This is a genomic window from Sporosarcina beigongshangi, from assembly GCF_033485195.1.
In the GTDB taxonomy this organism is placed as follows: Bacteria; Bacillota; Bacilli; order Bacillales_A; family Planococcaceae; genus Sporosarcina; species Sporosarcina beigongshangi.
On record NZ_JAWLIR010000008.1, the window covers coordinates 227,673 to 251,942 of the forward strand.

General features: G+C 40.4%; 22 protein-coding genes. 10 read left to right on the top strand and 12 right to left on the bottom strand.

From position 1 onward, the window contains the following. Position 1 precedes the first annotated feature (1 nt). The 3 genes from R2B77_RS06965 to R2B77_RS06975 form a co-directional block, all read right to left on the bottom strand. Positions 2-1,081, bottom strand: a complete 1,080-nt coding sequence (locus R2B77_RS06965; protein WP_203247035.1) for a GerAB/ArcD/ProY family transporter — start codon at positions 1,079-1,081, stop codon at positions 2-4. 3 nt (positions 1,082-1,084) lie between these two features. Further along, positions 1,085-2,557 carry a spore germination protein gene (locus tag R2B77_RS06970; protein ID WP_203247034.1) on the bottom strand — a complete coding sequence of 491 codons (1,473 nt, stop codon included), beginning with the start codon at positions 2,555-2,557 and terminating at the stop codon, positions 1,085-1,087. A gap of 247 nt (positions 2,558-2,804) precedes the next feature. Next, entirely contained in the window at positions 2,805-3,785 is a 981-nt protein-coding gene (locus R2B77_RS06975) for an LCP family protein (RefSeq protein WP_203247033.1), read from the bottom strand. Between the two features lie 227 nt (positions 3,786-4,012). Between R2B77_RS06975 and R2B77_RS06980 the strand changes: the two genes are divergently transcribed. Further along, on the top strand, positions 4,013-4,594 hold the full coding sequence (locus tag R2B77_RS06980; RefSeq protein ID WP_203247032.1) for a hypothetical protein: 582 nt from the start codon (positions 4,013-4,015) through the stop codon (positions 4,592-4,594). Between the two features lie 14 nt (positions 4,595-4,608). Beyond that, the gene (locus R2B77_RS06985) at positions 4,609-5,550 is read left to right on the top strand and encodes a TRM11 family SAM-dependent methyltransferase (RefSeq protein WP_203247031.1); all 942 of its coding nucleotides are present in this window, start codon (positions 4,609-4,611) and stop codon (positions 5,548-5,550) included. Positions 5,551-5,701: 151 nt separating this feature from the next. Here the strand turns inward: R2B77_RS06985 and R2B77_RS06990 are convergent, their stop codons facing one another. The 4 genes from R2B77_RS06990 to R2B77_RS07005 all read right to left on the bottom strand — a co-directional run bounded on the left by R2B77_RS06990 (position 5,702) and on the right by R2B77_RS07005 (position 12,035). Continuing rightward, positions 5,702-7,252 carry a sensor domain-containing diguanylate cyclase gene (locus R2B77_RS06990; protein ID WP_203247030.1) on the bottom strand — a complete coding sequence of 517 codons (1,551 nt, stop codon included), beginning with the start codon at positions 7,250-7,252 and terminating at the stop codon, positions 5,702-5,704. 206 nt (positions 7,253-7,458) lie between these two features. Next, entirely contained in the window at positions 7,459-8,838 is a 1,380-nt protein-coding gene (locus R2B77_RS06995; RefSeq protein ID WP_203247029.1) for a leucyl aminopeptidase family protein, read from the bottom strand. Positions 8,839-9,275: 437 nt separating this feature from the next. Next, a complete protein-coding gene (locus R2B77_RS07000) occupies positions 9,276-10,949 on the bottom strand; it encodes a MutS-related protein (protein WP_203247028.1) in 1,674 nt (557 codons plus the stop codon). A gap of 228 nt (positions 10,950-11,177) precedes the next feature. After that, the gene (locus R2B77_RS07005) at positions 11,178-12,035 is read right to left on the bottom strand and encodes an Rpn family recombination-promoting nuclease/putative transposase (RefSeq protein ID WP_232843445.1); all 858 of its coding nucleotides are present in this window, start codon (positions 12,033-12,035) and stop codon (positions 11,178-11,180) included. Between the two features lie 162 nt (positions 12,036-12,197). Between R2B77_RS07005 and R2B77_RS07010 the strand changes: the two genes are divergently transcribed. Then, the gene (locus R2B77_RS07010) at positions 12,198-12,872 is read left to right on the top strand and encodes a DNA alkylation repair protein (RefSeq protein ID WP_203247026.1); all 675 of its coding nucleotides are present in this window, start codon (positions 12,198-12,200) and stop codon (positions 12,870-12,872) included. A gap of 56 nt (positions 12,873-12,928) precedes the next feature. Here the strand turns inward: R2B77_RS07010 and R2B77_RS07015 are convergent, their stop codons facing one another. Then, positions 12,929-13,414 (bottom strand): YehS family protein, encoded by a 486-nt coding sequence (locus R2B77_RS07015; RefSeq protein ID WP_203247025.1) that lies wholly within the window; start codon positions 13,412-13,414, stop codon positions 12,929-12,931. Positions 13,415-13,624: 210 nt separating this feature from the next. Between R2B77_RS07015 and R2B77_RS07020 the strand changes: the two genes are divergently transcribed. Both R2B77_RS07020 and R2B77_RS07025 read left to right on the top strand, forming a co-directional pair. Continuing rightward, a complete protein-coding gene (locus R2B77_RS07020; RefSeq protein WP_212391342.1) occupies positions 13,625-13,948 on the top strand; it encodes a PadR family transcriptional regulator in 324 nt (107 codons plus the stop codon). Continuing rightward, positions 13,941-14,969: a DUF4097 family beta strand repeat-containing protein gene (locus tag R2B77_RS07025; protein WP_203247023.1), complete on the top strand. Its 1,029-nt coding sequence runs from the start codon at positions 13,941-13,943 to the stop codon at positions 14,967-14,969. The genes R2B77_RS07020 and R2B77_RS07025 overlap by 8 nt, the downstream gene beginning before the upstream one ends. A gap of 71 nt (positions 14,970-15,040) precedes the next feature. On the opposite strand, the gene R2B77_RS07030 is transcribed toward R2B77_RS07025, so the two are convergent. Further along, a complete protein-coding gene (locus R2B77_RS07030; protein WP_203247022.1) occupies positions 15,041-15,544 on the bottom strand; it encodes a DinB family protein in 504 nt (167 codons plus the stop codon). A gap of 69 nt (positions 15,545-15,613) precedes the next feature. Beyond that, positions 15,614-15,850 (bottom strand): hypothetical protein, encoded by a 237-nt coding sequence (locus tag R2B77_RS07035; RefSeq protein WP_203247021.1) that lies wholly within the window; start codon positions 15,848-15,850, stop codon positions 15,614-15,616. 111 nt (positions 15,851-15,961) lie between these two features. Between R2B77_RS07035 and R2B77_RS07040 the strand changes: the two genes are divergently transcribed. From R2B77_RS07040 to R2B77_RS07060, 5 genes are all read left to right on the top strand, one after another. Then, the gene (locus R2B77_RS07040) at positions 15,962-17,269 is read left to right on the top strand and encodes a M28 family peptidase (RefSeq protein ID WP_203247020.1); all 1,308 of its coding nucleotides are present in this window, start codon (positions 15,962-15,964) and stop codon (positions 17,267-17,269) included. Positions 17,270-17,319: 50 nt separating this feature from the next. Further along, entirely contained in the window at positions 17,320-17,763 is a 444-nt protein-coding gene (locus tag R2B77_RS07045; protein ID WP_203247019.1) for a YaiI/YqxD family protein, read from the top strand. Positions 17,764-18,104: 341 nt separating this feature from the next. Beyond that, positions 18,105-19,559, top strand: coding sequence for an NADP-dependent glyceraldehyde-3-phosphate dehydrogenase (locus R2B77_RS07050; protein ID WP_203247018.1), 1,455 nt, complete (start codon positions 18,105-18,107; stop codon positions 19,557-19,559). A gap of 118 nt (positions 19,560-19,677) precedes the next feature. Next, a complete protein-coding gene (locus R2B77_RS07055; protein ID WP_203247017.1) occupies positions 19,678-20,757 on the top strand; it encodes a type III polyketide synthase in 1,080 nt (359 codons plus the stop codon). Positions 20,758-20,769: 12 nt separating this feature from the next. Then, a complete protein-coding gene (locus R2B77_RS07060; protein ID WP_203247016.1) occupies positions 20,770-21,300 on the top strand; it encodes an isoprenylcysteine carboxyl methyltransferase family protein in 531 nt (176 codons plus the stop codon). 469 nt (positions 21,301-21,769) lie between these two features. Here R2B77_RS07060 and nhaC read toward each other — a convergent pair whose 3' ends face one another. Both nhaC and R2B77_RS07070 read right to left on the bottom strand, forming a co-directional pair. Next, entirely contained in the window at positions 21,770-23,161 is a 1,392-nt protein-coding gene (gene nhaC / locus R2B77_RS07065; protein ID WP_203247015.1) for a Na+/H+ antiporter NhaC, read from the bottom strand. A 461-nt stretch (positions 23,162-23,622) separates the two neighbouring features. After that, positions 23,623-24,204 carry a thermonuclease family protein gene (locus tag R2B77_RS07070; protein ID WP_203247014.1) on the bottom strand — a complete coding sequence of 194 codons (582 nt, stop codon included), beginning with the start codon at positions 24,202-24,204 and terminating at the stop codon, positions 23,623-23,625. Positions 24,205-24,270: the final 66 nt, after the last annotated feature.

The following is a 24,270-nucleotide window of genomic DNA, read 5'->3' on the forward strand; positions in this document are numbered from 1 at the left end:
CTTAACCCCTCGTTCTTTTTGGTTTCATAACGTGAATGGTACACAAAAGGATTGGCCATACAAACATGGCATACATGATGTAAAAAACACGTTCAAATAGTAGCTTTTGAAACTCTTGCATAAATGGAATTTGGACGATTAGATAGACAACAACCACAATCATGTAAATATGAGCACTCTTCGATTTTGAAAGAATCGAATCTACTCCTTTCTTTGCAACCCATAAATAAGCAGCAGTCGTAGATAAAATAAGAAATACCCATAACGTGATGCCTAGCACGTCGATTCGCTCCAGAAAAGATAACTCAACTTCTTTAAACAAATTTAAAACAGGATACAATAGTTCTCTAAGTTGCCACTCTGAAAAATACATCACACTTATGAATGTAAAGAGGAAGGTGAACAAGACACATAACCAAATGCCAAGTGATGCATGTCTCAAAGCTTTGTTTTGATGGATGATATGTGGAAAATAAAACGATATTAATTCGAAACCACCGACCGCCATTAAGCCTTTTTTAGTTGCTGTGTAAAACTCCTGTGAATTGAAGTTAAAAATAGGAAACATATGACTAATTTCCCCTTCAACAAATCCCCATTTCAAAATAAAAACAGTTCCTATTGTTAGAAAAAAAGCCATGATACAAAACCGCGCGACTGATTTAATGCCGCCGTTTACAATGTAAATGAGCATAAGTAAAAATATAATCAAGGGTCCTGTGATTGTTCTGTCTATAAGTGCTACAACTTGTATTAATTGAAGATAACTTGCACAGACCGCTGCTATCACTACGATGAAATAGACGAGTAGAAAAACATTTATACTTTTCCCAAGCCATTTACCAAGTAGTTTTTCATGAATAACAAATAAATTATCATCACGATATTGTAGACCAAGCCATATCATCGGAATGAGTACAATGTTTGCAATAACGCCAAACAATAGCGGCATCCACCACTGACTATACCCCATTGAACTTAATCGATTCGGCAATGATAAGACTGTCGTTCCCACCATCACATTCTGAATAAGAAATACAACATGGTAATGATTCAAAACTTTTAATTTGTCTTTGTCCATTGCTTACCCCTCCTTTTCTACAGGAGGTGCTTTTTTACTTTGTACATTAGAAATACCCGACTTTCCTTTATCAAAAAAGAAGGGGGCACGGATGACGCTGTTAGGAAGGTCAGACCATTTTCTTGGTAAAACAGGTGCCATAAAGGGTGTACCTAAAGAAGTTAAGGTTAATAAATGATGAAAAAGCCATGCGAATGCAATCATCTGACCATATAGTCCGAACATGCCAGCGGCTACTATAAAAATATAGCGAATAGAACGATTCGAGTTACTCATAATAAAATTGGGCGATAAAAAGGAAAGCAAAGCCGAAATTGCAACGATAACGATGAGTACATTACTCACCAGACTTGCTTCAACGGCGGCGGTTCCAATAACAATCCCGCCAACAATACCAATCGTTTGTCCAATCTTTGTCGGCATTCGTGTACCGGCCTCTCTTAGTATTTCAATTACAAGCTCCATAAATAGGACTTCCAGAATAGGTGGAAAAGGCACCCTACCTCTGGATTCTTGTAAGTTTAATAATGCATTAAAAGGAAGCATTTCTGGATGATGGGTCAGCACGGAGATATAAGTAGGTGTTAATATGACGGATAAAAAGAACCCAAAAAAACGAAGAATCCTAAGAAGCGAGGCCGTCGTCCAACGATTATAGGAATCCTCAGGTGAAGTAAACAGTTCAAAAAATGAAATGGGGCAAATCATGACTGCCTGACTATTATTCATAAATATTGCGATGCGACCATCTATTAAATAGGATGCAACAGCGTCGGGTCTTACCGTCGCAAGATATTGCGGGATTGGGGAGAATGGATGGTCATCCATTAGCTGTTGTAAAATGGAGATGTCATTGAATCCTGGATGTTTTATGGCAGCTATTTTTGTATATACTCGATTCAAATTATCCATATTCACAATATGCTCCATATAAACGACAGAGATTTTCGTATTTGTTTCCGTTCCTACAATATAGTTCTCACTTTTCAAACCCGAATTTTGAATCCGTCTTTTTATTAATGACAAGTTTGTTTGCAGCGATTCCGTAAAAGCATCTTGCGGGCCAATGACACTCGATTCAGTATCAGATCCAATAATTGAACTCGTAGGTGGGCTATATGTATTCACAATTGCGAAAAGATTTTTAGTATGAAAATAAACAATCGTATTTCCTTCAATGATGGTAGATATAATGTCTGCAAGATTGATTTTCGGGGGGACATCAGCAAATTTTACCAAGCCTTCATTTCTAGTTAACAAGGGATGAACAACCGTTCTATGCAGCGTAAGTTTTTCGATAAGTGAACTAAAATATATAATTGTCACAAGCTCTTCCGGGGTTTGAATATCTTTACATACAGCGTCGTTAATTCCATCTAGTTCTTTCTTGATCATGTCAATCGTAATAAGAACATTGTCATTCTGTGCAGATCTAGAATTAGTTACTTTCTTATTATTATTATCCCAAAAACTCATCTCTTTCACCTTCTTTTTTCTCATGTCTAATTAGGCTCACTATTTCCTAATTCGTGATAGTTTATTCAAGGAAGGTCATTCGCCTGACATGCAAAATGCGGCCACAGCAACAGTTCAATCCACCTATATATCATTCACAAATTGTTTTCATTCCAAGTGTTAGTGATTGTGCATTTGATGTGGAATAAAAATAGAGCTATCCCAAAAAATCATGTTCAATGACTTTTTAGGAGAGCTCTATTTTTTATTAAGGATTTACTTCATCCACTTCATCATCATTTACTTCAGCTTTCGCTGACAAAAACTCTTGCAGCGCTTGCTTATTTTGCTCAAAATCGATAGTAAGCACTTCCCCTACTCGATTTAGGCGTTCCTCTTTAAATGAATTTTCGACAGGTATCCGCATTGTTTCCATACCTTGTTTTTTTCCAGTAAGCATCCCTTTACCGATTGCAAGAATTGTACGATTATCAACATTCGTATCAATATAAGGATTGACAACACCTAATATTTTCGGCAAATTTAACAAACTATGCACACTAATCGCTTGGTCTTTCACTTTAGACAACACTTCTTGCTGACGTTCTACGCGTCCATAATCACTTTTAATATCATTGCGATAACGCACGTAGCCGAGTAGCTGTTCGCCGTGTAACACTTGCTTCCCAGGCTTTAATGTCATTCCAATTCCATGAGACATCGTCTTTTGAATGTCAACTTCAATGCCATCCGGAGCCACTACGTCAATAATTTTAGGAAACCCTGTGAAATCGACCATTGCGTAATAGTGAACATCCACGTCAAAATTATGCTTAATTGTTTTCCGCACAAGCTCCGGACCACCTAAAGCAAAGGCAGTATTTATTTTTTGATAGCCGTACTCTGGAATTTCGACATAGGTATCTCTCATAACCGAAACTAGCTTCACTTCATTTGTCGTTTGATTATAATGGGCAATCATTAAGGAGTCTGAACGTGCATCTTCATCATTCCCTCGGGCATCACTTCCTAAAAGCAGAACATTAATCTCACCGAATTGTGGATCCTCCGCCTCAAATGGCTCGAATTCTGTGTTAGCTTCCTTATCAATCCCTTCACCCGCAAGAGACTGCCCACTATTGTATTGATACACCCAATAAATAATCCCTGTTACTAAAATTATTGCAGTGACCAAGAAAAAGTTTCTCAGTCCTTTACGTTTCGATTTTTTTCTTTCACTTCTTTTCATACTTACATCCACCTATCTTATCTAACTATTTATTTTTTCTCATGTTGTCGTTTGTTATTTAGCAATCCCTAGCCTTTTAATAATACCTTTAACGATAAAATAAGGATAGTCTTATGTATAAACCAATCCATTTTTGTGTAATGAAATAAAAGCCTAATGGCACAATGTAAGTTATACTATACGAAGAGGAAAATACAATCCTCTCCAAGAGAAGGAGCTGATTTGAATTGTTGAAAAAACAGATGGAACAATATATTACAGACAATACACGTACTAACAAAATTGAGTTATTCGACTTTGAAAAAGACTATGCCGAGAAGCATCAATTACTTCCCAAAGGTATAGCTGCGGCAGAGAAAACATTTTACGCAAACGTACTTGAACGCTGTGATAAAGAGACAGAGGAATTAGTCGGTACAGAGGCACGTGGCTTTTTGAGCGAAACTGTTTCCTATTTAAAGAAACACCACAGCCAATTTGTCTATGCAGAATCAAATATTTTTGAAGTTATTCGCGTCGATGCTGTTGCGCTAGAATTCGACGAGGTTTTTGAAACGTATACCGCATTATTCGGATTGAAACTTCAAAAAAAATTCGGGGCTGATATTAAAGCCTATCTGGATAACCACTTGCAAGGGGACGGCGCAAAATACAGCGTGATGTTTTCTGGTGAAGACGGGCTATGGGACGTCAATTTCGCTTTAGATTATATAGAAGGTTTTAACGATGCACAGTCATTTGAAGATATTTATATGACGATTTATCGTTTCGTTTTCAACATGCTGGAAGTCATCGAGGCAGCGCAGTGAAGGATGGGAATTGATTGAGGAACAAGGAATTTATTTACACCTATATACGACATAGGGATGAGCATGATTTATGTCGCATGGAAATGCGAGCATTTTTCGGCATCGATTCCCCTTCAAACGTTTTGAAAAGTACCATAGAGATTAATCCGAGTCGCAGTCCGTTTATGAACGAGCGGCTGGAAGTTCTCTATGTGGGAGATCTTTTTGAACAGATTACGACACAAGTTGAACAGGTAGATTTGGGCGAATCTACATTTAAAGTGGTTTGCTTGAATACAACGGAATTGGGTGCTACGGGTAAGATTGAGCACGCAGAGCGACGTAAGCTCGAACGCCAGATAGGCTTATGTATAAACGGTGAACCTGATTTAGATTCACCTGACACTGTATTTGGCGTCGTCACGTTGGATGACAAATGGTATTTTGGCAAACTGATGGTTAGCGAAAACATCTGGTTTCATCACCAGCAAAAACCCCATATGTATTCGACGGCTTTAAGCACGCGCGTTGCGAGGGCAGTTGCCAATATTGCGGTGCCGCATCCTAAAGGCGTTCGAGCTATTGACCCTTGTTGTGGAATTGGAACGGTATTGGTGGAGGCATTATCGATGGGCATCAACATCGTCGGTCGGGATATTAACCGACGTGTCGTGTTAGGTTCGCGAAAAAACATTGCCCATTTTGGATTGACAGGCGATGTAGCTGTCGGGCCAATTGCCGAGGTTACTGACAACTACGATGTAACAATTATTGATATGCCCTATAATTTATTTACCCATATTACAGCTGATGAGCAGCTTGAAATTATTAAAGAAGCACGTGGTTTCACGAAGAAAGTTATCATTGTCACGATTGACACCATTGACCATATGATTGAAGAAGCTGGGTTTCGTATCGTTGATCGTTGTGTCGCTAGAAAAGGTACGTTTTCCAGACAAATACTCATTTGTGAATAAAAAATCGCTTTCCACATAGGATTTCTTTGTGTGGAAGGCGTTTTTTTATACATACATATTCTACTTATATCAATCAGAAAACCCTTGCAGAGCATACATAACCGAAAATAGGACCTCACGAAAAGTAGTGAGGTCCTATTTTATGATTTTATTAAGCATTCTCCGATTGAACGACCCGATTTCTACCTTCTGTTTTAGCTCGATATAAAGCCACATCTACTCTGTTGAATAAGTCTTCTATTGATTCATTAAAGTCTGCGTAAGTGGCAACCCCTGATGAAATCGCCAAATACTCATTCGTTGGACATAACGCCGAAGAGACATTGATTCGTAACCTTTCCGCAACGATCATTGCTTCTTGAATGTCTGTTTTAGCGAGTAAAATAATGAATTCTTCCCCACCCAATCTGACACAGACATCGTCGTCCCGAACGACCTCATTCATTTTTCCAGCAAGGAATTTTAGAACTTCGTCTCCAATATGATGGCCATACGTGTCATTGACTCTTTTAAAATGGTCGATATCAATCATTATCATAGAAAACTCTTTCTTTGTCGTGGCCCATTTGGCTAGCATTTCTTCTCCATATCTACGATTCTTCAGGCCGGTAAGCGGATCCGTATAGGAGCGTTCCTTGAAATCCTTAACTGTCTGCTCCTGTTTTTTGGCATACTCATGGATAGTCTCAGTCAGTTGCTTTGCCTCGAAATACCATGTTGGAATGTCGATTTCTTCACTTAAACCGCCTTTTTCTTTCAGTTCTACTGAATACATTGCCAGTTTACGCAACGGAGATGATAATTTTTTAGTTAAAATAATGGTCAAAAAGAATAAGAATAAAACAAATGGCAAGGCATACAGTAACATTTTGTTAACCATTCCTGCCAATGGTGCGGTACTTACCGCGTAAGGTGTCTGTGAAACAACTCCCCATTTGCTCGACTTAATGAATGTGTAGCCAGCTAGAAATTCATTACCTTCTGAGTTTGTAACTTTTTGCACTCCACTCTCATGCTTCATTGTTTTTTGTGCAACTTCATTTTGTGCGACTGATTTGCCAATTCGTTCAATGTTCGGATGATAGATCAACATCCCTTGATTATCAACTACCCAAACATAAGAACCATCCTCCGAAAAATGTTCGTCGAGAATATCTTGGATGATATTATCCTCCTGTAAATAAATTGTTCCAGCCAAAAAGCCAAGGTATTCATTTTTTTCATTCCATAGTGGAGTGGAGACTAAAATGAGCAGCCTCCCCGTTGAGGCTTTATAAGGTACAGAGATAAGGGGTTTTCTTTCATGGAGTGCTTCTCGTGGTCCTACAGTATCTAGTTTCATTCCAATTATCCCTAATTCCGGCGAGGTTGCAAGTACCACACCATCTCTCCCTACAACCGAGAGCGAATTAAAATTTTTACTGCTTGTTATTAAGTCGCTCAGTTTCTCCGATAGTTCTTCTACATCATTTATGTTAGCAGCAATATCAGAGGCTTTAACTTGTAGATTGCTCCGCATCCCATTAAATACCTCTTCCGTGAGCCGTGCCAATTTCATCGAATAGACTTTATTGATCTCTAATGTATTATTTATTACGTTTTCCTTTGCTACAAAATACCCAGAAAATAATGTGATACTGAGTATACCAATCATCGCGAATGATATCAAAAGCATGATCCAGAATCGTAATGTTCTAACCATATATATTACCTCATTTAAAATATGTTTTTATTGTCCCCTTATAACCCGTTAATGCATAGCGATTTATATAGGAGTTTCCGACTATATTAAGAATACCACTCTTTTCTTACTTTTGAAATGAGAAAGGTCCCGAATAAACGGTTATCCGAATACTTACACACTGAATATAAAAAAGGTACCCAGTTTTTATACTGAGTACCCCGTTATTACTTAGAAACATATGTTGTAAAGTCAGCTAGCAAACGTGCACCATAGCCTGTTGCAGATTTGGCGTAGTAGCCCGCTGCACTGCTTTTTTCCATCGGTCCGGCCATGTCAACATGTAACCATTTGCTGTCTTTTGGAACGAAGCGACGAAGGAATAATGCGGCTGTAATAGAACCAGCCTCTGATAATGAACTGATGTTGTTCATATCTGCATAATCGCTATCTAGTGATTTGTCGTAAGCCTCAACTAGTGGCATTGGCCAGATGAAGTCTCCGTTGAAATCACCGATTTTCTTCATATCTGCTGAAAGTTGTTCATCCCCAAAGACGCCCGCCAATTCTAGACCGAGCGCATTACAGATTGCACCAGTTAGTGTGGCGATATTGACGATATACTCTGCTTTCCACTCACCTGCGCGAATAAGTGCATCCGCTAAAATGAGACGGCCCTCTGCGTCCGTATTACCAACTTGGACAGTCAAACCGTTTTTATACGTAATGACTTCACCTGGTAGGACGGATGTACGATCGATGTTATTTTCCACCATTGGAATGAGTGCAACGACGTTCACGGCCGCTTTCGATTTCGCCAGTAAGTCAAAAGCTCCAGCAACCGCAGCAGCACCGCCCATATCCATACGCATGTCACTCAAATCCTTACCACTCTTCAAACTGATCCCGCCTGTATCAAATGTCACGCCTTTTCCAACAAGCGCAACAAGTGGCTTCGATGTATCTCCTTTGTAGACAAGCTCAACGAAAGCAGGCTTGTACATACTACCCCGTCCAACTGTTAAAACACCGTTCATTTCCATTTGTACGAGCTTATCTTTATCCAGCACATTCACTTCAACACCAGTGCCTTCAAAGTTGCTCTTCAATACTTCTGGGAATGTTTCTGGATTTAATACATTGGATAGTTCATTCATCAAATCACGTGAAAAAGAAGTTGCTTCCGCACGAATTTGCCCCGCATCCACAAATGCTTGCACTTCATTTCCTGTTACCTGAAGCACAGTTTGGAAAGCTGTGACATTCGATTTATATGTAACAAACTGGTAAGCACCAAGCTGCCAACCTTCCACAAACGCTGTGATGACAGCACCTTTATCTAAATTAGCAAACGCAGCCGTTAAAATTCCATCTTCGATAACTGCCTTGTCAACTTTTTGTGCACTGACATCGCGGGCGATATTCCCTGCTGTTGCACGAACTTTCTCAAGTGTCGCATCTGCGCATTCTTTCACAACGATATAATGCGTTTCCTTAATTAAAACAGAGCTATGTCCCGGTGTTTGATTCGCAACAAATTGCTTCACTGTCTCGTTATTTGTAACGATTGGATCGTTTGCAAAGATGATTTTTACTTGAGTAGACAAATGATTTCCCCCTTGGCGTTTTTATTTCGACTTCAGAAATAGTTTACCATAATGTAAACCAGTAAAGTGAATTATCTTTTGCTTACAAGAAGGAGACAGAACGTTGCAAAAGGTCCTAATATCAAAGAAAGTAGAAACCAGTTAAAGCCACTTCTATTTTTACCTTGCGCTAGTCCTGCATTAATTAATGCGAGTGTTCCCCACCCAACGAAATAGCTACTATCCATTTGAATCACTCCTTCCTCCAATAATTATTATATAAGTTGAACTTATGATCTTATCCTAATCTCCAGCGAAGGCGCCTAACAGGGGTAGCCGAAGTGATTAGACTGACAGTGATCTTCTGTCTGGCTAATCACGGGAGGCATCCCCTAGCGCCAAGCGTTGTTGATAGGAATCTTTATTTGAATCTATAGTACGATTTGTTTATTCACTTTTTATACCCGCCTAATCTCTTCCCACTCACGCCGTTTCGTAAAATGTCTCGCTAACCCATTCGCTGTTTCCGTTATGCTTGTCGGATAGCCAAGTATTTCAAGAAGCCCAATCGCATTCCTTGTTGTTGAAGGCCCTGGATGAATCGTATAATCAAACCGGATTTCACCGTCTTCAATTGATTCCCTGAAATGATAATTTGAATAGCTCTGTTTCGCAATATCGGTCAATTCAATATCATGAGACGCAATCACATTCATCCCTTCATTCATAGAAAGCCATTCCATCATCGCTGCTGATGCAGCAATCCGCTCAATTGTGTTCGTTCCTTTCAATATCTCATCAATAAAGGAAAGACATGGCTTTCCTTCTTCAATTAACTGCGTAATTCGTTTCAGCGATTTAATTTCTGCGATAAAATAGCTGTCACCATCTAGCACATTGTCCTGAATGGCCATAGATGTCACGATATAACTCTGTTTCATCGTCCACTTTTGCGCCAACGCGGTATTAATGGTTTGTGCCAAAATCGCATTAATAGCGACTGCTTTAATGTACGTGGACTTTCCAGAAGCGTTAGAGCCCGTGATCAGTGTGCTTTTACCGAGAATAGATGTGTTTGTAACGGGTTTATCGATTAGTGGGTGTGCCATTTTTTCGAATGAAATTTCTTCTTCATCACAATAAATAGGTGTGCAATAGGTATCCAATGATTTACGATAAAACGCGACAGCAATTGCCGCGTCAAGTTCACCAATACACTCCCATATTTGACGGTATTCCTCTTTATGATTCGCTACTGTTTTGATGATCTTATTATAGGAAATAAAATCTAATAAAAACAGGATACGTATGTACTCAAATAAAAAATCGAATTCTCCAACGCTATCTTTTCCAAATGCAAGGATATTTGTCAACGTTAATATTTTTTTAAGAGGTCGTACCTTTTCTTTGAATTCATTTGCATATGGTGTGAATTCCTTATGTTTGACGGACCCTAAGCTTTTGGCCACCTTGATGATTGCCGCTACATAGGACACTGATAATAAATCATTTGCTAACATCGATTTATTGCGATAATAAATGATGGTGTTTACTAGGAACGAGCCGAATAAAATTATAACACCATACTTCAAACTATAAATTAGCAGGAAAATCGATAGGATTGGCAATAGAGCAAGCAGGAAATAAATAGCTGCATGTTTAATTTTTTCACTTTGCTCTTCAAAGAAAGATGATGACGAATTTGTATAATTGCGCTTGCCTAGACCTGACAGTACAAGAAGAAGCTCTTCCCTTACTTCTTGGTTGCTTGCCAGTAAGCTATATAATTCCTCATTGTTTTGCGCCTGTACGAGAGATGGATTGATATCTCGCAGCTGATTAAATAAGTACTCTGCCCCTACAGAGGATTGCGTATAATTGAGTTTTTCGAAAACTTCATCCATCGCTAAGTCATCCCATGTTAACTGATCGATGCCATCATAGTTCGATTGGCTGTTTTTCTTATTTGACCAGTAAGATGAAACCGATTGGATAGGCTCATCGAGTATCTGAAAATTCCCCGTCTCCCATTCTTTTCGCAACTTTTTGAGTTTCTTGTTATTTTTCGTTACTAAATGATAAGAAATCAAAACTATTGCCATGAATACAACCATAAGTATGATTTTCCCCACTTTTACCACACCTTCTTTGAAATTCCTCATCTAATTCTACGTTGCTAAGGCTTTAAAGTTTCAAATTTGTTTATCAATTCTATGAATACATAATGCCAGTCTCATTCAATCATGGAGTTTAAACTAATGCGTTTTTTGAGTACCTGACACAAAAAAGCAGTACATTTAGTCCACTTTCGACTAATGTACTGCTTTTTTGCAACATTCCACTTCAAATTGATGCCTAATTTATTGTTCCATTAACTTGATAATTTCTATAACCTTATCCCTTGATAAATTCACATATTTTGTAATACTCTCTACAGACATACCATCACTGTACATTCTAATTACTGTTTCTTGTTTTTCTTGTTCCATCCCCTGCTCCCTCGCCTCTTCTTCTCGCTCTAAGATATCTTTCAATTCCTGCTCTCTGAATGCTGCAAATCTGCGTGTTTCAGGGTTTTGGCTCAGCCTTTCGATTTCCTCAAACGCTTCCTTCATTGTTGGACTCTCCATCGCCAATGCCTCCTTTATTTGCTGATCACTCTTCAAAAATAACAGCCATTTTTCAAGTTCGGTTGTTTCTTTTATATCTTCTTTTATTAACTTTGGCAACTCAAGTACATGGGTTTCATAATGAGTTGTGAAGATTGAACCTGATTTTTGATTCGTGATTTTATAGACATTATGAAAATCATCCTCTTCCAATAGTTCGAAATTCGTAATAATAATTTGAACAGCCCTTCTATAATCACTGTATTTCTTTCCTGCTTCATCTTGACTAACATACATTTTCGCCATATACATGTACATGCGTTCTGGAAATGCGCGATGACCAGCCATTTGCATTTCAATGTTGATTTGATCACCACTTGCTGTTTGAACACGTACATCCATTATTGACTTCTTGTCTGTTGGATGATTGCGTTCGATATGGGGGTCCGTCAATTTAATTGCATGAATATCGACATCTAAAACCGCATTTAAGAACTTCAATAATAAATTTTTATTCCGTTTATCACCGAAAAAAGATTTGAAGACGTAATCATTGCGCAAGTCGAGAAGTTCGCCAGTGTAAGCCTCACGTTGTTCTTTAACAAGCATCGCCAATATAATAACCGCCTTTTCTTTTCCCTCATTATAAAACGTCTGTTCTCAATAAGTAAAGTGTCCCGTTCTGAATAATAAAACATTTTTAATTATCCGGAAGCTATTAGCTTTCATGATACACTTTCTATATTCAAGACCTTCTGGGAGGCTACTATATTGAAAAAAACATGGAATCACCAAGGTATCATCGAGAAATTTGAAGCAAATCGCAATGAGGAATTGGCCGGGCCAATGGGGGCGTATATGAAAGGGCACTTCCCTTTTCTCGGCATCAAAAGCCCGCTTCGCAAGGAATTATTAAAAGAACATTTCGTCGAATATACATTGCCTGAGCCCGAGCAACTTTTTGATGAAGTGTGGAAATTGTATAACTTGCCGGAGCGCGAATATCAGTATGCAGCAATTGCACTAATAGAAAAAATGAAAAAACAACTAACGCCGGATGATTTCCCCGCTTTACAACGGTTGATTGAAACAAAGTCATGGTGGGATAGTGTAGACTCCATTGCACCTCATTTTGTAGGACAACTCGTGAAAATGGATCGCGCCTACGGTGATAAAGTCATGCTGAAATGGTCACAGTCAGATAATATGTGGATAAACCGTTCGGCGATTCTTCATCAATTAAAATTCAAGCAGCTGACAGATACGGAGCTGTTATTTACGATTATTAAGCAACATACTGATTCAAAGGAGTTTTTCATCCAGAAAGCGATTGGTTGGGCGCTGCGAGAGTATGCCAAAACCAATCCAGATATGGTGAAAGATTTTGTAGGGGAGCATTCGTTAAAGCCGCTTAGTAAGCGAGAGGCTTTAAAACATCTTGTATAAAACCTCCTCCGATTAGTAAAATCGATTACTAATTGGAGGAGGTTTTTATACAGGTCTTAATCCCGATATTTCAAAGCTAATCCTTTTAAGAAATTCCTAACATAGCGGTCCCCACACTCTTTATAATTCTTGTGCCCTTCTTTTCGTAGCACAGCGCCCAATTCGCCTTTTGTAATGGTGATACCTGCCTCTTCTAAGATTGCAAGGATGTCCTCACTCGTTAAAGCCAGTGCAATTTTCACTTTCTTTAAAACGATATTATTTACATTTTCATTACTTTTTATAGCTACCGCTGGCTTTTCAGCTTGTCCAGGCTTTGGTGCTTGCTTGCCGCGTTTAAAAATAATAAAACCATTTAAAAATGAGTCCAGCATACCATTACTGCATGCCATCCCCACTTCATCCTCATCTGATTTTTTCAGCATCATTTGCACTTCTTCTTTTGTTACTTCCATACCGCCCAGTTCAAAAATCTCTACCATACTTGCATCTTTTATATCAAACGCATATCTTAATCGAATTAATATATCATTATTATTCATCTGAAAACCTCCTATAAAATTGTTGTCTTCCCACACTAGCTTTTCCCTAATAATAGCACACATACTGACTTCCAACCTTTTTTTATTAGTTCAGATTTTGTCACTTCAGTACCTTGCAATGAATAATACCATATGATATATTGTTGTTAGTAAGTACTTTACATGAGGCAGTACTATTCATTAACCACTAGTGAAAGGAGTGAGAGTAAAATGAACGTGCAATTTAAAAAAGGTGTGTTGAATTTATGTGTGCTTGTTCTGTTGGATAAGCAAGATCGCTACGGATACGAGCTTGTGCAGAAGATTTCCGATCAGATTGCCATTTCTGAAGGCTCAGTTTATCCCCTGCTTCGGCGATTAACGAAGGAAGGCTATTTTACGACGTATTTGCAGGAATCGACGGAAGGTCCTCCTCGTAAATATTACAAACTGACCGATGCTGGTCGTACGTATTTGCACGAACAGTTAGCGGAGTGGAAAAATTTCACGGATGGCGTTAATACATTAATCGAGGAGGGTGTAACAAATGACTGAAAATCAATTTATAAGTGAACTAGAAGCGGCTTTGAAACGACTACCTGCCGAGGAGCGCAACGATATACTTCAAGATATTCGGGAATATTTCACCGACGGACGAGAGGATGGCAAATCAGAGAGTGACATTGCAGCCTCTCTTGGGTCTCCGGCAAATATCGCTGAAGAGTTACTTGGATCCTATTCATTCAATGAAAATAAAATAGACATTGCATCGTCCAATGAAGTCATTACGATTCAAGAAGATCGATTTACCAATGTTAATATTAATGTCCAACACGGCGCCCTTGTCGTAAGACCTTCCCATAATTCCGTGACAACAGTTGAGCTAATTGGTTCCAATGACAAATTAAAGCTGTCTGCGGAAGTTGTAAATGATACGTTGTTTATCCGGCTAAAAAGTATCAGCCGCTGGTTATTCTTATTCAATTTTAATGTAAAGGCGGTGACACTTAACGTGTTTATTCCCAAGAAGCTCTACCAATCATTTGCCATGAAGACGGATAATGGACGGATTGATGCTGAGAAGTTACTTGCTAAAAAGATGGATGCCAACACGGATAACGGTCGGATTCAGTTGCGTGAAATTGCCTCAACGACGTTAATTGCTGAAACGGATAATGGGCGCATTGAGATGGATAAAGTTCAAGCGGACCATATGCGGATGAAAACGGATAATGGACGGATCGAAATGCGTCATGTCGATGCCGAAAGTATTGGTGTTGAGTCCGATAACGGGCGCATCGAAATGGAGCATGTCACAGGCTCCATTGTAGGTACGACTGACAATGGGCGGATCACACTGCAAACGGATAATCTTGACCGTAATATCGATTTACGGACCGATAATGGTAGCATCGTTATCCAATCAAAAGAAGTAGCTACGAATGTTTCCATCCATGCGAAAACAGGTCACGGGAAAATCGATGTATTGGGTGAGCATAATTCTCGGACAGTTATTGGGGCCGGTGAACATACAATTCGATTGAAGTCGGATAATGGGCGGATTACAGTTAGCTGATTTGTATGTTTTCAAATTAAAAGGCAGTACGTTAATCGGTAACCCAATTAACGTACTGCCATGTTTTATGATTAAACCACGGGTGCTTCCCCACCAAACTCCGCCCATTCTTCACGCGACGGGCCGTAAATACCAGGTACGCGTAATCCTGCTTGTCGCATAAGTACAGTCATTTGGCCACGGTGATGCGTTTGATGTGCGACTAATATTTCGAGAATAGTCGCAACTGACCATTGCTCTCCGTACATATCTTTCATGTCATTCAATGTTGCATCGGTCCAATGCTCTTTCATAGCTGCAACCATTGCGGCACTTGATGAGCGGTATGCATCTGCAATTTCAGTAGCAGTTGTTGGAACTGGTGCCACATGGCTTGCCGCCTCAAACTGAAGTCCAGTACGTGATACCATTTCGTCAAGCGTTGTCACAACATGCCAAGCAATTCGCCCAAGTGTCCGATCCTGTGGCGATACTTCCTGTGTCAGTGACGAATTCGTAAGTAAATCTAAAACTTTCTGTGTTGAGCCGCTTTCATGACCCCAGTTTCCGAAAAATTCTTCAATGGTTTTGAACAAAACGACATCCCCCATATCCTTAATTCCCTGCATTACTTACTTCGACGACTTCAAGGATTTCCCCTTCCTTCAACTATTAATCGAAGACATCGTTTCTCCTTTCTGTACGTTGGCATAGTTCTGTTCTCCAACCCGCTTTTTCACCTCTTCCTCAGTCATCGGTGGCGGTGCTTGATTGACCGCCTGAATAGGCTCTTCCTCCAGTACCTCAACATGCTCATGCGCAACATTTCTCGCATCAATTTTACGTCCGTATTCCTCCATTTCCTTCCGTGTCATCCGAACATCCTCCGGTTTCTCAAACATCTAACATGCTCCTCTCCAAGAAATGATTTGTTTACACTATACCCTTCACTGTTTGTCATAAAACCAGACACTGTTATGATATAATTCCCATATATCGAATGGAGGGATTCTGTGCTTCGCAAAAGGTTACTATTGTCATGCCTATTTGTACTTTCAATACTGGTGACGGCTTGTGCACCAAAAAACCAGGTTGTTGATGGGCCGGGATTGGCTGATATCAAAAACGATTTCGTCAATCAACTAGATGTGGATAAGATCTATGCTACTGTAGAAGAACTCACTAAGGAGCCACGTGTTGCAGGAACAGAATCAGAAAAACGAGCTGCTTCTTTTCTAACTGATCAGTTGGAAAATTACGGCTATGAAGTTAACATACAACCCTTTACTTTCGAACGCTATGTCATGCCAGAGAAAATAGGTTTGAAAGTAGCTGGTTTCAATGGTACCTTCTCGCCCGCTCCCTTCCAATATTCCATTTCAGGGACCGTCACTGGAGAATTAATTAGCGCGGGGTATGGATTGGAACAGGATTATAATAAGATCGATGCGAAGGGGAAAATTGCAGTTGTTACTGTCGAAAGCACTTACTTCTATGACCTCGTATTACACGCATCTAGAGCAGGTGCTATTGCGATTCTAATTCACTTTCCTGAAGAGTATTCCATAGACAACTGGACACTTGGCAAGCATTCTGAGGATTATATTCCAGCACTCGCCATATCACACGATGACTATAATCGCCTGACACAAAATATGAACAGCAAAGCGACCGTAACCATCGAAGGTGCCCGAGTAGAGCAAGCTGAATCCCAAAATGTAACGGCTACAAAGCAGCCTACAGCGGAACAAGATACCCCCGCTGATATTGTCATCATTGGGGCACATTACGATTCAGTCGATCTAGCCCCAGGTGCGAGTGACAATGCCAGTGGCACATCTGTTGTCCTCGAATTAGCACGCATGTTTAAAGATGTTACAACAACGAAAGAGCTTCGCCTCCTGTTTTTTGGTGCTGAAGAAGAAGGCTTATACGGCTCGAAAAAGTATGTTAGTGCCATGACCGAGGATGAAATCAAGCGCTCCGTTGCGATGTTCAACCTAGATATGGTTGGAAGTGCCGATGCAGGAGAACTGGCAATTCAAACGGTTGATGGGATGGATAATGCTGTCACTGCTCCTGCCAGTCAAGCTTACGAGGCATTAAATGGGGATGCTCTTTTGACTGATTTTGGCGACAGAAGTGATCATGTACCGTTCCATGATGCAGGAATCGACGCAGCTTTGTTTGTTTATTCTCCATTAGAGGAATGGTACCATCTTCCTGAAGATACGATCGATAAATTGAGTAAGGATCGCCTGCTACAGGTGGCAAAAATAGTAGCAACATCAACGTTGGAATTGACATTGCCTGCTGAATAAGTTCTAGGCTGTCTTCGCCTAACATAAAAAGTATAAAGGGGGGTTGCTTGATGGCGACAATTCTTATTGATGCGGATGCATGTCCAGTGGTCAATGAAACAATCAAAATCGCTGGGCACTTCGGTTTTCGTTGTATCCTCATTTGCGATACAGCACATGAAATGCATCGGGAGGGTGCAGAAACGATTATCGTTTCAAAAGGAGCAGACGCTGTCGATTTTGTACTTGTCAATCGTGTACAAAAAGATGATATTGTCGTGACACAGGATTACGGTTTAGCGGCGATGGTTCTTGCAAAAAAAGGGCACCCGATTGATCAAAACGGGCGGTTATATACCAATGATAATATTGACCAGCTACTATATGCTCGTCATACAGCACAAAAAGTAAGGATGGCTGGCGGACGACTCCGCGGTCCTAAAAAGCGTTCCAAAGAAAGTGATTTGAAGTTTGAAGAAAGCTTGAAGCAGTTATGTACACAACTCACCCAATAGAAAAGTGACTAACAATAACATCGTGGGATTTTAAATCCTTCGATGTTTTTTGTCTATCACAGCATAAAATGTTAGATATTTCAAAAAAATAATCATTCACACTGATGCGCATTACACTCCCAATGGAAGCGCTCTCAAATTAAACGGAATATATAGAATTGAACAAACTATCTAAATATTTGTTGTCAAAATAAATAAAGCGTGCTAGAATATGAAATCAACAGAATGCAGCGATTTTTTTTGATCATAATGGGACTCATCGCAGACTATAGGGACAGAATAAGTCCCACGAATACTATTCATTCTGTTAGGCTCCAACTATTAAAAAGGGGGAATTATCTATGACAACAACTACGTCGACGCTACTAGCCAGTGAGCTTTATATAAACGGGGAATGGAAAAAAAGTAAGTCGGGTCAAACAATTGAGATTACATCACCTTATCTGTATGAGCCTATCGGCAATGTGCAAGCTATTACACAACAAGAGGTTGACGAGGCGATTGGCTTTGCGCAAGCTGCACAAAAGGAATGGGCACAAACCACTCTTCAACAACGTGCTAGCCATTTATACAAATGGGCAGATAGTTTATTGGCCAATCAAGACGAGATTGCAACTGTTATTATGCAAGAAGTTGGAAAAAGCTTAAAGGATGCTAAAAGTGAAGTGACACGAACAGCAGATTTTATTCGCTATACTGTGGAAGAAGCACTTCATATGCATGGAGAAAGTATGAGAGGTGATAGCTTTCCAGGTGGCTCTAAGTCTAAGGTGGCCATTGTCGAACGTGTTCCACTCGGCGTTGTGTTAGCCATTTCTCCCTTCAATTACCCAGTGAACTTAGCGGCCTCAAAGCTTGCACCAGCGTTGATCGCAGGAAATGCAGTTATTTTTAAACCTGCTACACAAGGTGCTCTCAGTGGAACGAAAATGATTGAAGCGCTCCATCAGTCCGGTTTTCCAAAAGGGCTTGTCAACTTAGTGACAGGGAAAGGTTCAGTCATTGGTGACTACTTAGTCGAACATAAAGGGATCAATATGATTTCCTTTACAGGTGGTACTGACACGGGTCTCCATCTAGCTAAAAAGTCGGCTATGGTTCCACTTGTTCTTGAACTCGGCGGCAAAGATCCAGGTATTGTGCGGCAGGATGCTGATTTACAAGAAGCAGCTAAACAAATTATTAGCGGCGCATTTTCTTACTCAGGTCAGCGTTGCACAGCCATTAAACGCGTACTTGTACATGAAAGTGTTGCGGATGAGCTCGTCGTTCTGCTAAAAGGAGAAATTGAACAATTAGTCGTCGGTTCTCCAGAAAACGGCAGTACAATCGTTCCGTTGATTGATGATAAATCGGCTAACTTCGTGCAAGGTTTGATTGATGACGCGGTTGACAAAGGTGCGGTTGTTGTAACGGGTAATAAGCGGGAACGGAATTTAATTCAACCGACGCTGTTGGATCATGTTACGGAAGAGATGCGCCTAGCATGGGAAGAGCCATTTGGTCCAGCATTGCCAATCATTCGCGTAACTTCTGATGAGCAAGTAATTGCTTTGGCCAATGCATCGGAATTTGGCTTACAAGCTAGTATTTTTACTAAAGATATCGACAAAGCATTTGCGATTGCCAATCAAATTGAGGCGGGTGCTGTCCAAATCAATGGTCGAACAGAGCGCGGCCCAGACCATTTCCCGTTTATCGGTACTAAAGGATCTGGCATGGGTGCTCAAGGGATTCGCAAAAGTATTGAATCCATGACACGCGAGAAAGTGACGGTCCTAAATCTAACTTTATAAGTATTTTCAAGCAAAGGCATTTCAGGACTTTCTGGAATGCCTTTTGTCATCTTTTGTACAAGTTATGCGTACCTTGATGTGTAGCTGTTCTTTACGACAAAGAATATGGAGGATACGCATGCCTAAAATCCTGTCAGTTAGTACAGTCAAACCACCCCATCGAGTCCATCAGGAGCAAGCAACTGAATTAACTCGCTCCCTTTTCAGTGAAAAATACCAGGATATTGAACGATTATTAAAGGTTTTTCAAAATGGAGATATAGAGACACGTAATGTCTGCATGCCGCTGGAATGGTATGGGAGCTCACATGATTTTGAAGAGCGCAATCAGTTGTATATTCAACATGCTGTTGACTTTGGCGTACAAGCAGTGAAGTCTTGTCTTCAAGGCGATGGGATGCTAAATGTTTCAATTGAACCGTCTATGATTGATGCTATTTTCTTTATTTCAAGTAGTGGGATAGCAACGCCCAGTATTGAGGCACGCATTATGAACCGACTCGCTTTTCGGAATGATACGAAGCGGATTCCTATTTGGGGGCTTGGTTGTGCGGGCGGAGCTGCCGGAATAAGCAGAGCCCATGAATATTGCCTCGCTTTTCCAGATGCAAATGTCCTCGTGCTATCCGTTGAATTATGTAGCTTAACCTTTCAAAAAGATGACTATTCGAAGAGCAATTTAGTTGGAGTTTCTTTATTTTCTGATGGTGTTGCGTGTGCATTGATTGTCGGAGATCGTTCTTTGGTGAAGGTGAAAAAAGCAATGCCAACTGTTATTGCCAATGCTTCAAAACTGTTGCCGGACTCTGAGAACGTCATGGGCTGGGATGTGAAAAATAACGGCCTGTACGTTGTCTTTTCGAAAAGTATTCCCGCGATTATTACGCATTGGCTCGGGCCATTTGTACATGAATTTCTTGAAAATCAGGGCTTAACGAAGGAAGATATCACGCACTTCATCGCACACCCTGGCGGTAAAAAAGTACTCGAGGCGTATGAGCAAGCATTGGCGTTTGATTCAACTAAAACGGTGATTTCTCGACAGGTCTTACGTGAAAATGGAAATATGTCTTCCCCAACCATCCTATACGTATTGGAACAATTCATGGAACAAGAGACTGTTGTTGGTGACTATGGACTAATGGCCGCACTCGGACCAGGATTTTGTGGCGAATTGCTATTATTGAGGTGGGAATGAGGTGGTTCGAGGATGCCGTTTTTGATTGTCATTTCGATTGTCGTCTTGCAGCGACTAACTGAACTTCTTATCGCGAAACGCAATGAAAAGTGGATGCTTAGTCAAGGGGCATTCGAAATTGGTGCCTCTCATTATCCGATTATGGTTGTGATGCATATTGCATTTTTTATCTCCTTCCTGTTAGAGGTTGTGATTTTTGAGCGAGCTCTCTCCCCTATTTGGATTGTGTTACTCGGGGTATTTTTGTTGGCCCAAGCAGCAAGAATCTGGTGTCTGCTGTCACTCGGAAATTTTTGGAATACGAAAATTATTATATTGCCGGGTGCTGATGTAGTGCGTCGAGGTCCCTATCGCTGGGTGCGGCATCCAAATTATATGATTGTCACCATTGAATTACTCGTCCTACCACTATTGTTTGGCGCGTATTTTACAGCCGTTTTATTTTCATTACTGAATGTCTGGATGTTGTCGGTTCGTATTCCAGTGGAGGAAAAGGCGTTAAAGGATGCGACGAATTATCGTGATTCATTTTCGCTGAAGTGAGTGAGACAGAATGGCGAAATCGGTGAACTAGCAGGGTGAGATGCGGAACTGTCAGGGCAATTTTGGAAACTCTAATGGCTATCTGCTTAACTTTAAGGGTAACGACAAACCGGCAAGGCAATTTGGCTAACTCTAATGGCTATCCGCTTAACTGTAAGAGTAAACTCGGGAACTCTAAGAGGAAAATGGAGAACTGTAAGAGTAACTCGTGAAACTATAAGAGTAAGTTGATACTGTCAGAGTAAACTGCCGAACTGTCAGAGTAAATTCTAGAACTGTCAGAGTAAACTCCGAAACTATAAGAGTAGGACGACACTGTAAGAGTAACCTCGGGAACTCTAAGAGTAAAACCTCGAACTATTGGAGTAAGTCGGAAAACTGTAAGGGTAAGCTGAATCTGTTAGCGCAACCTACTTAAAAAGCTTCTCCATCAAATCTAACTGACGGAGAAGCTTCTTCTTTTTCAATATCAAGACAATTTTCTATCCGTATACGTCAAGGTTTTTCCTAAAAATCCGAACAACACTGTTAAAACAGGTGACAGCAAGCAAAAGAATGCAAACGGCAAATATTCGACCGTTGAGACGCCTAGCATACCCGTAATAAAGATTCCACAAACGCTCCACGGCACCAACGGATTCACAACCGTCCCCGCATCTTCCATCACCCGACTCAAGTTTTTCCCAGCCAGTCCTACTTTCTCATACTGTGCCTGAAAGGCTTGTCCGGTCAATAATATTGACAAGTATTGCTCGCCTACCAGCACATTAATACTAATAGCCGTTAACGCAGATGCCGCGATGACCGAGGATACTTTCTTCAGCAACCCCTCAATCGTTGACAATAAACATTGCACAATGCCGAGTGTAAATAGCAAGCCCCCCATACTAAGTGCCAGCAACACCAAGCCGATTGTAAACATCATACTTTCCATTCCACCACGTGTCAGCAATGCATCAATCTCTTCAATGCCAGTCGTTGACTTAAACCCATTGAATAAAATACTAAACACTTCCGAAGCGCTAAAGCTATGATGAAAATAAGAAATCGCAACCGCACTTGCGGAGCTTAGCGCCAATGTCAGTAGTGCAGGTACTTTCAGAATCGTTAACACGAATAGCAAAACAAGTGGCACAATCGTGTACCAATGAATCATTTCTGTTGCTAACAATCCCTCCTTGAACAAGTCAATCTTATCAACTTCATCCAATGTCACACTGGGTGACAAAATGCCGAAGAATATCAGTGACAAGACAAATGCAGGAACCGTCGTCCAACCCATATTACGAATATGTTCAAATAAATCAACACCGACAATCGAAGATGCCAGATTAGTTGTATCCGACAACGGCGACATTTTATCTCCAAAAAACGCACCTGATACAATGGCTCCAGCTGTTATTGCTAGCGACAAATCAAGCACAGTTGCCATTCCAATAAATGCAACACCTACAGTCGCCACCGTTGTTAACGAACTACCGATTGAAATCCCAACAACCGCCGTTACCACAAAAACAATGGCAAAGAAAAAGGAAGGTGTAATCAAATTAAAACCTGCATAAATCAGCGTCGGAATTGTCCCAGCCATAATCCAACTACTCACGAGCATGCCGATGAAGAAAAACAGGAAAACAGCACTCATACCAGCCCCGGCACCTTCAACTAGACCGCTCTCTATCCTACGATATGAAACTTTTTTAATGAGACCATAACAAATTAATAACAAAATTGAAAACAAAATTGGTAAATGCGGAACCGCATCAAATTTAACAAGACTAACACTGATCATCGTTACAATTGCTGCGACAAGTGTAATCGATTCTATAAAAGTAGGCGAAATAACTGCCTTTATTCGAAACATAATAATGAGATCCCCCTCAGCGATTGAAAATAATTTATGAATACAAAAAACCCCTACCATCCCTTGGAAAGGGACGAAGGAGTTCTCCGCGTTACCACCCTAATTGATGGACCAATTCTAGATCGGTCATCCACTTCATGTCAGTTTGAGAAAAACGGATGGCGTACTTCGTTATGATTGCTGCCTGAATTCACACCTGCCATTCAGTCTCTTGTTGCTGCTCACAATCAAACTACTGTACCATCTCTCATGATAAATATGATTTTTTGGAAGGCAGTCTAACTGCGCGACGTCCTGTCGCAACAAGGAAGGATGTAGTTCAATCCTTCCCAACTGCATACCTGCATCCTGCCGGCACGTAAAAGCTAATTAATTTGAATCTTACCATGCTCATTCAAGAAGTCAAGTTTTTTATTCAGTCTGAAAACATGAACTTTTTAATAAAAAAGTGGCGCCAATTTCTATTTCCCCTCCGGATACGTCTGACTATCAAAGCCACGCTCCGTCACATAATCCTCCAGCGTCCAAATGCCAATGCCCGCTTTTTTCGCCCGTTCCTGTGCTTTTTCAAAGGCATCGAGATGACGCGTGTTTGGTGGATAGACATAACCGACGCGCGCCAATCCTTCCTCCAACAGCTTCTCTTGAATACTCACGCCGTCTATATAAATATACGCTAGTAATCTTCCATATTTATCGACTCGTTCACCGATATCAAATTCAATTTCGAGCTTACCACTATTCATCAGCTCCGTATTTCGCTCTTTTGCTTGCTGACCAAAAGGTTGCTTGCCAAGCTGTGCATGATTCGTTTCAGGTGTGTCGATAAGTAAATAACGAACATTTTGCTCCTTGCCCTCGTACTTAATTTTAATCGTATCGCCGTCAATCGTTTTTACAAGTTCCACTGGAATTAAACCAGATCGACTTGGCGTCTCTTCCTCTTCTGTAAATAATTCCGGGAAATAGATAGCTACAATCGCAATGACTATTACCAATGCCACTGATTTTAGCAGATTATTTTTCTTAGCTTTTTTCGCCATTTTATTCATCCTTTTTTAAATCAATCAAGCCTCGGCGTGATTGCGTCCAGATTTTGAATTGAACTT

Excerpts from the sequence above, each read along its gene's own strand:
- R2B77_RS07070 (WP_203247014.1), bottom strand. The coding sequence starts at position 24,204 with ATGGCGAAAAAAGCTAAGAAAAATAATCTGCTAAAATCAGTGGCATTG.
- R2B77_RS07005 (WP_232843445.1), bottom strand. The coding sequence starts at position 12,035 with ATGCTTGTTAAAGAACAACGTGAGGCTTACACTGGCGAACTTCTCGAC.
- R2B77_RS06970 (WP_203247034.1), bottom strand. The coding sequence starts at position 2,557 with ATGAGTTTTTGGGATAATAATAATAAGAAAGTAACTAATTCTAGATCT.
- R2B77_RS07020 (WP_212391342.1), top strand. The coding sequence starts at position 13,625 with ATGAACGTGCAATTTAAAAAAGGTGTGTTGAATTTATGTGTGCTTGTT.
- R2B77_RS06990 (WP_203247030.1), bottom strand. The coding sequence starts at position 7,252 with ATGGTTAGAACATTACGATTCTGGATCATGCTTTTGATATCATTCGCG.
- R2B77_RS07025 (WP_203247023.1), top strand. The coding sequence starts at position 13,941 with ATGACTGAAAATCAATTTATAAGTGAACTAGAAGCGGCTTTGAAACGA.
- R2B77_RS07035 (WP_203247021.1), bottom strand. The coding sequence starts at position 15,850 with ATGTTTGAGAAACCGGAGGATGTTCGGATGACACGGAAGGAAATGGAG.
- R2B77_RS06975 (WP_203247033.1), bottom strand. The coding sequence starts at position 3,785 with ATGAAAAGAAGTGAAAGAAAAAAATCGAAACGTAAAGGACTGAGAAAC.
- R2B77_RS06965 (WP_203247035.1), bottom strand. The coding sequence starts at position 1,081 with ATGGACAAAGACAAATTAAAAGTTTTGAATCATTACCATGTTGTATTT.
- R2B77_RS07015 (WP_203247025.1), bottom strand. The coding sequence starts at position 13,414 with ATGAATAATAATGATATATTAATTCGATTAAGATATGCGTTTGATATA.
- R2B77_RS07050 (WP_203247018.1), top strand. The coding sequence starts at position 18,105 with ATGACAACAACTACGTCGACGCTACTAGCCAGTGAGCTTTATATAAAC.
- R2B77_RS07045 (WP_203247019.1), top strand. The coding sequence starts at position 17,320 with ATGGCGACAATTCTTATTGATGCGGATGCATGTCCAGTGGTCAATGAA.
- R2B77_RS07060 (WP_203247016.1), top strand. The coding sequence starts at position 20,770 with ATGCCGTTTTTGATTGTCATTTCGATTGTCGTCTTGCAGCGACTAACT.
- nhaC (WP_203247015.1), bottom strand. The coding sequence starts at position 23,161 with ATGTTTCGAATAAAGGCAGTTATTTCGCCTACTTTTATAGAATCGATT.
- R2B77_RS07055 (WP_203247017.1), top strand. The coding sequence starts at position 19,678 with ATGCCTAAAATCCTGTCAGTTAGTACAGTCAAACCACCCCATCGAGTC.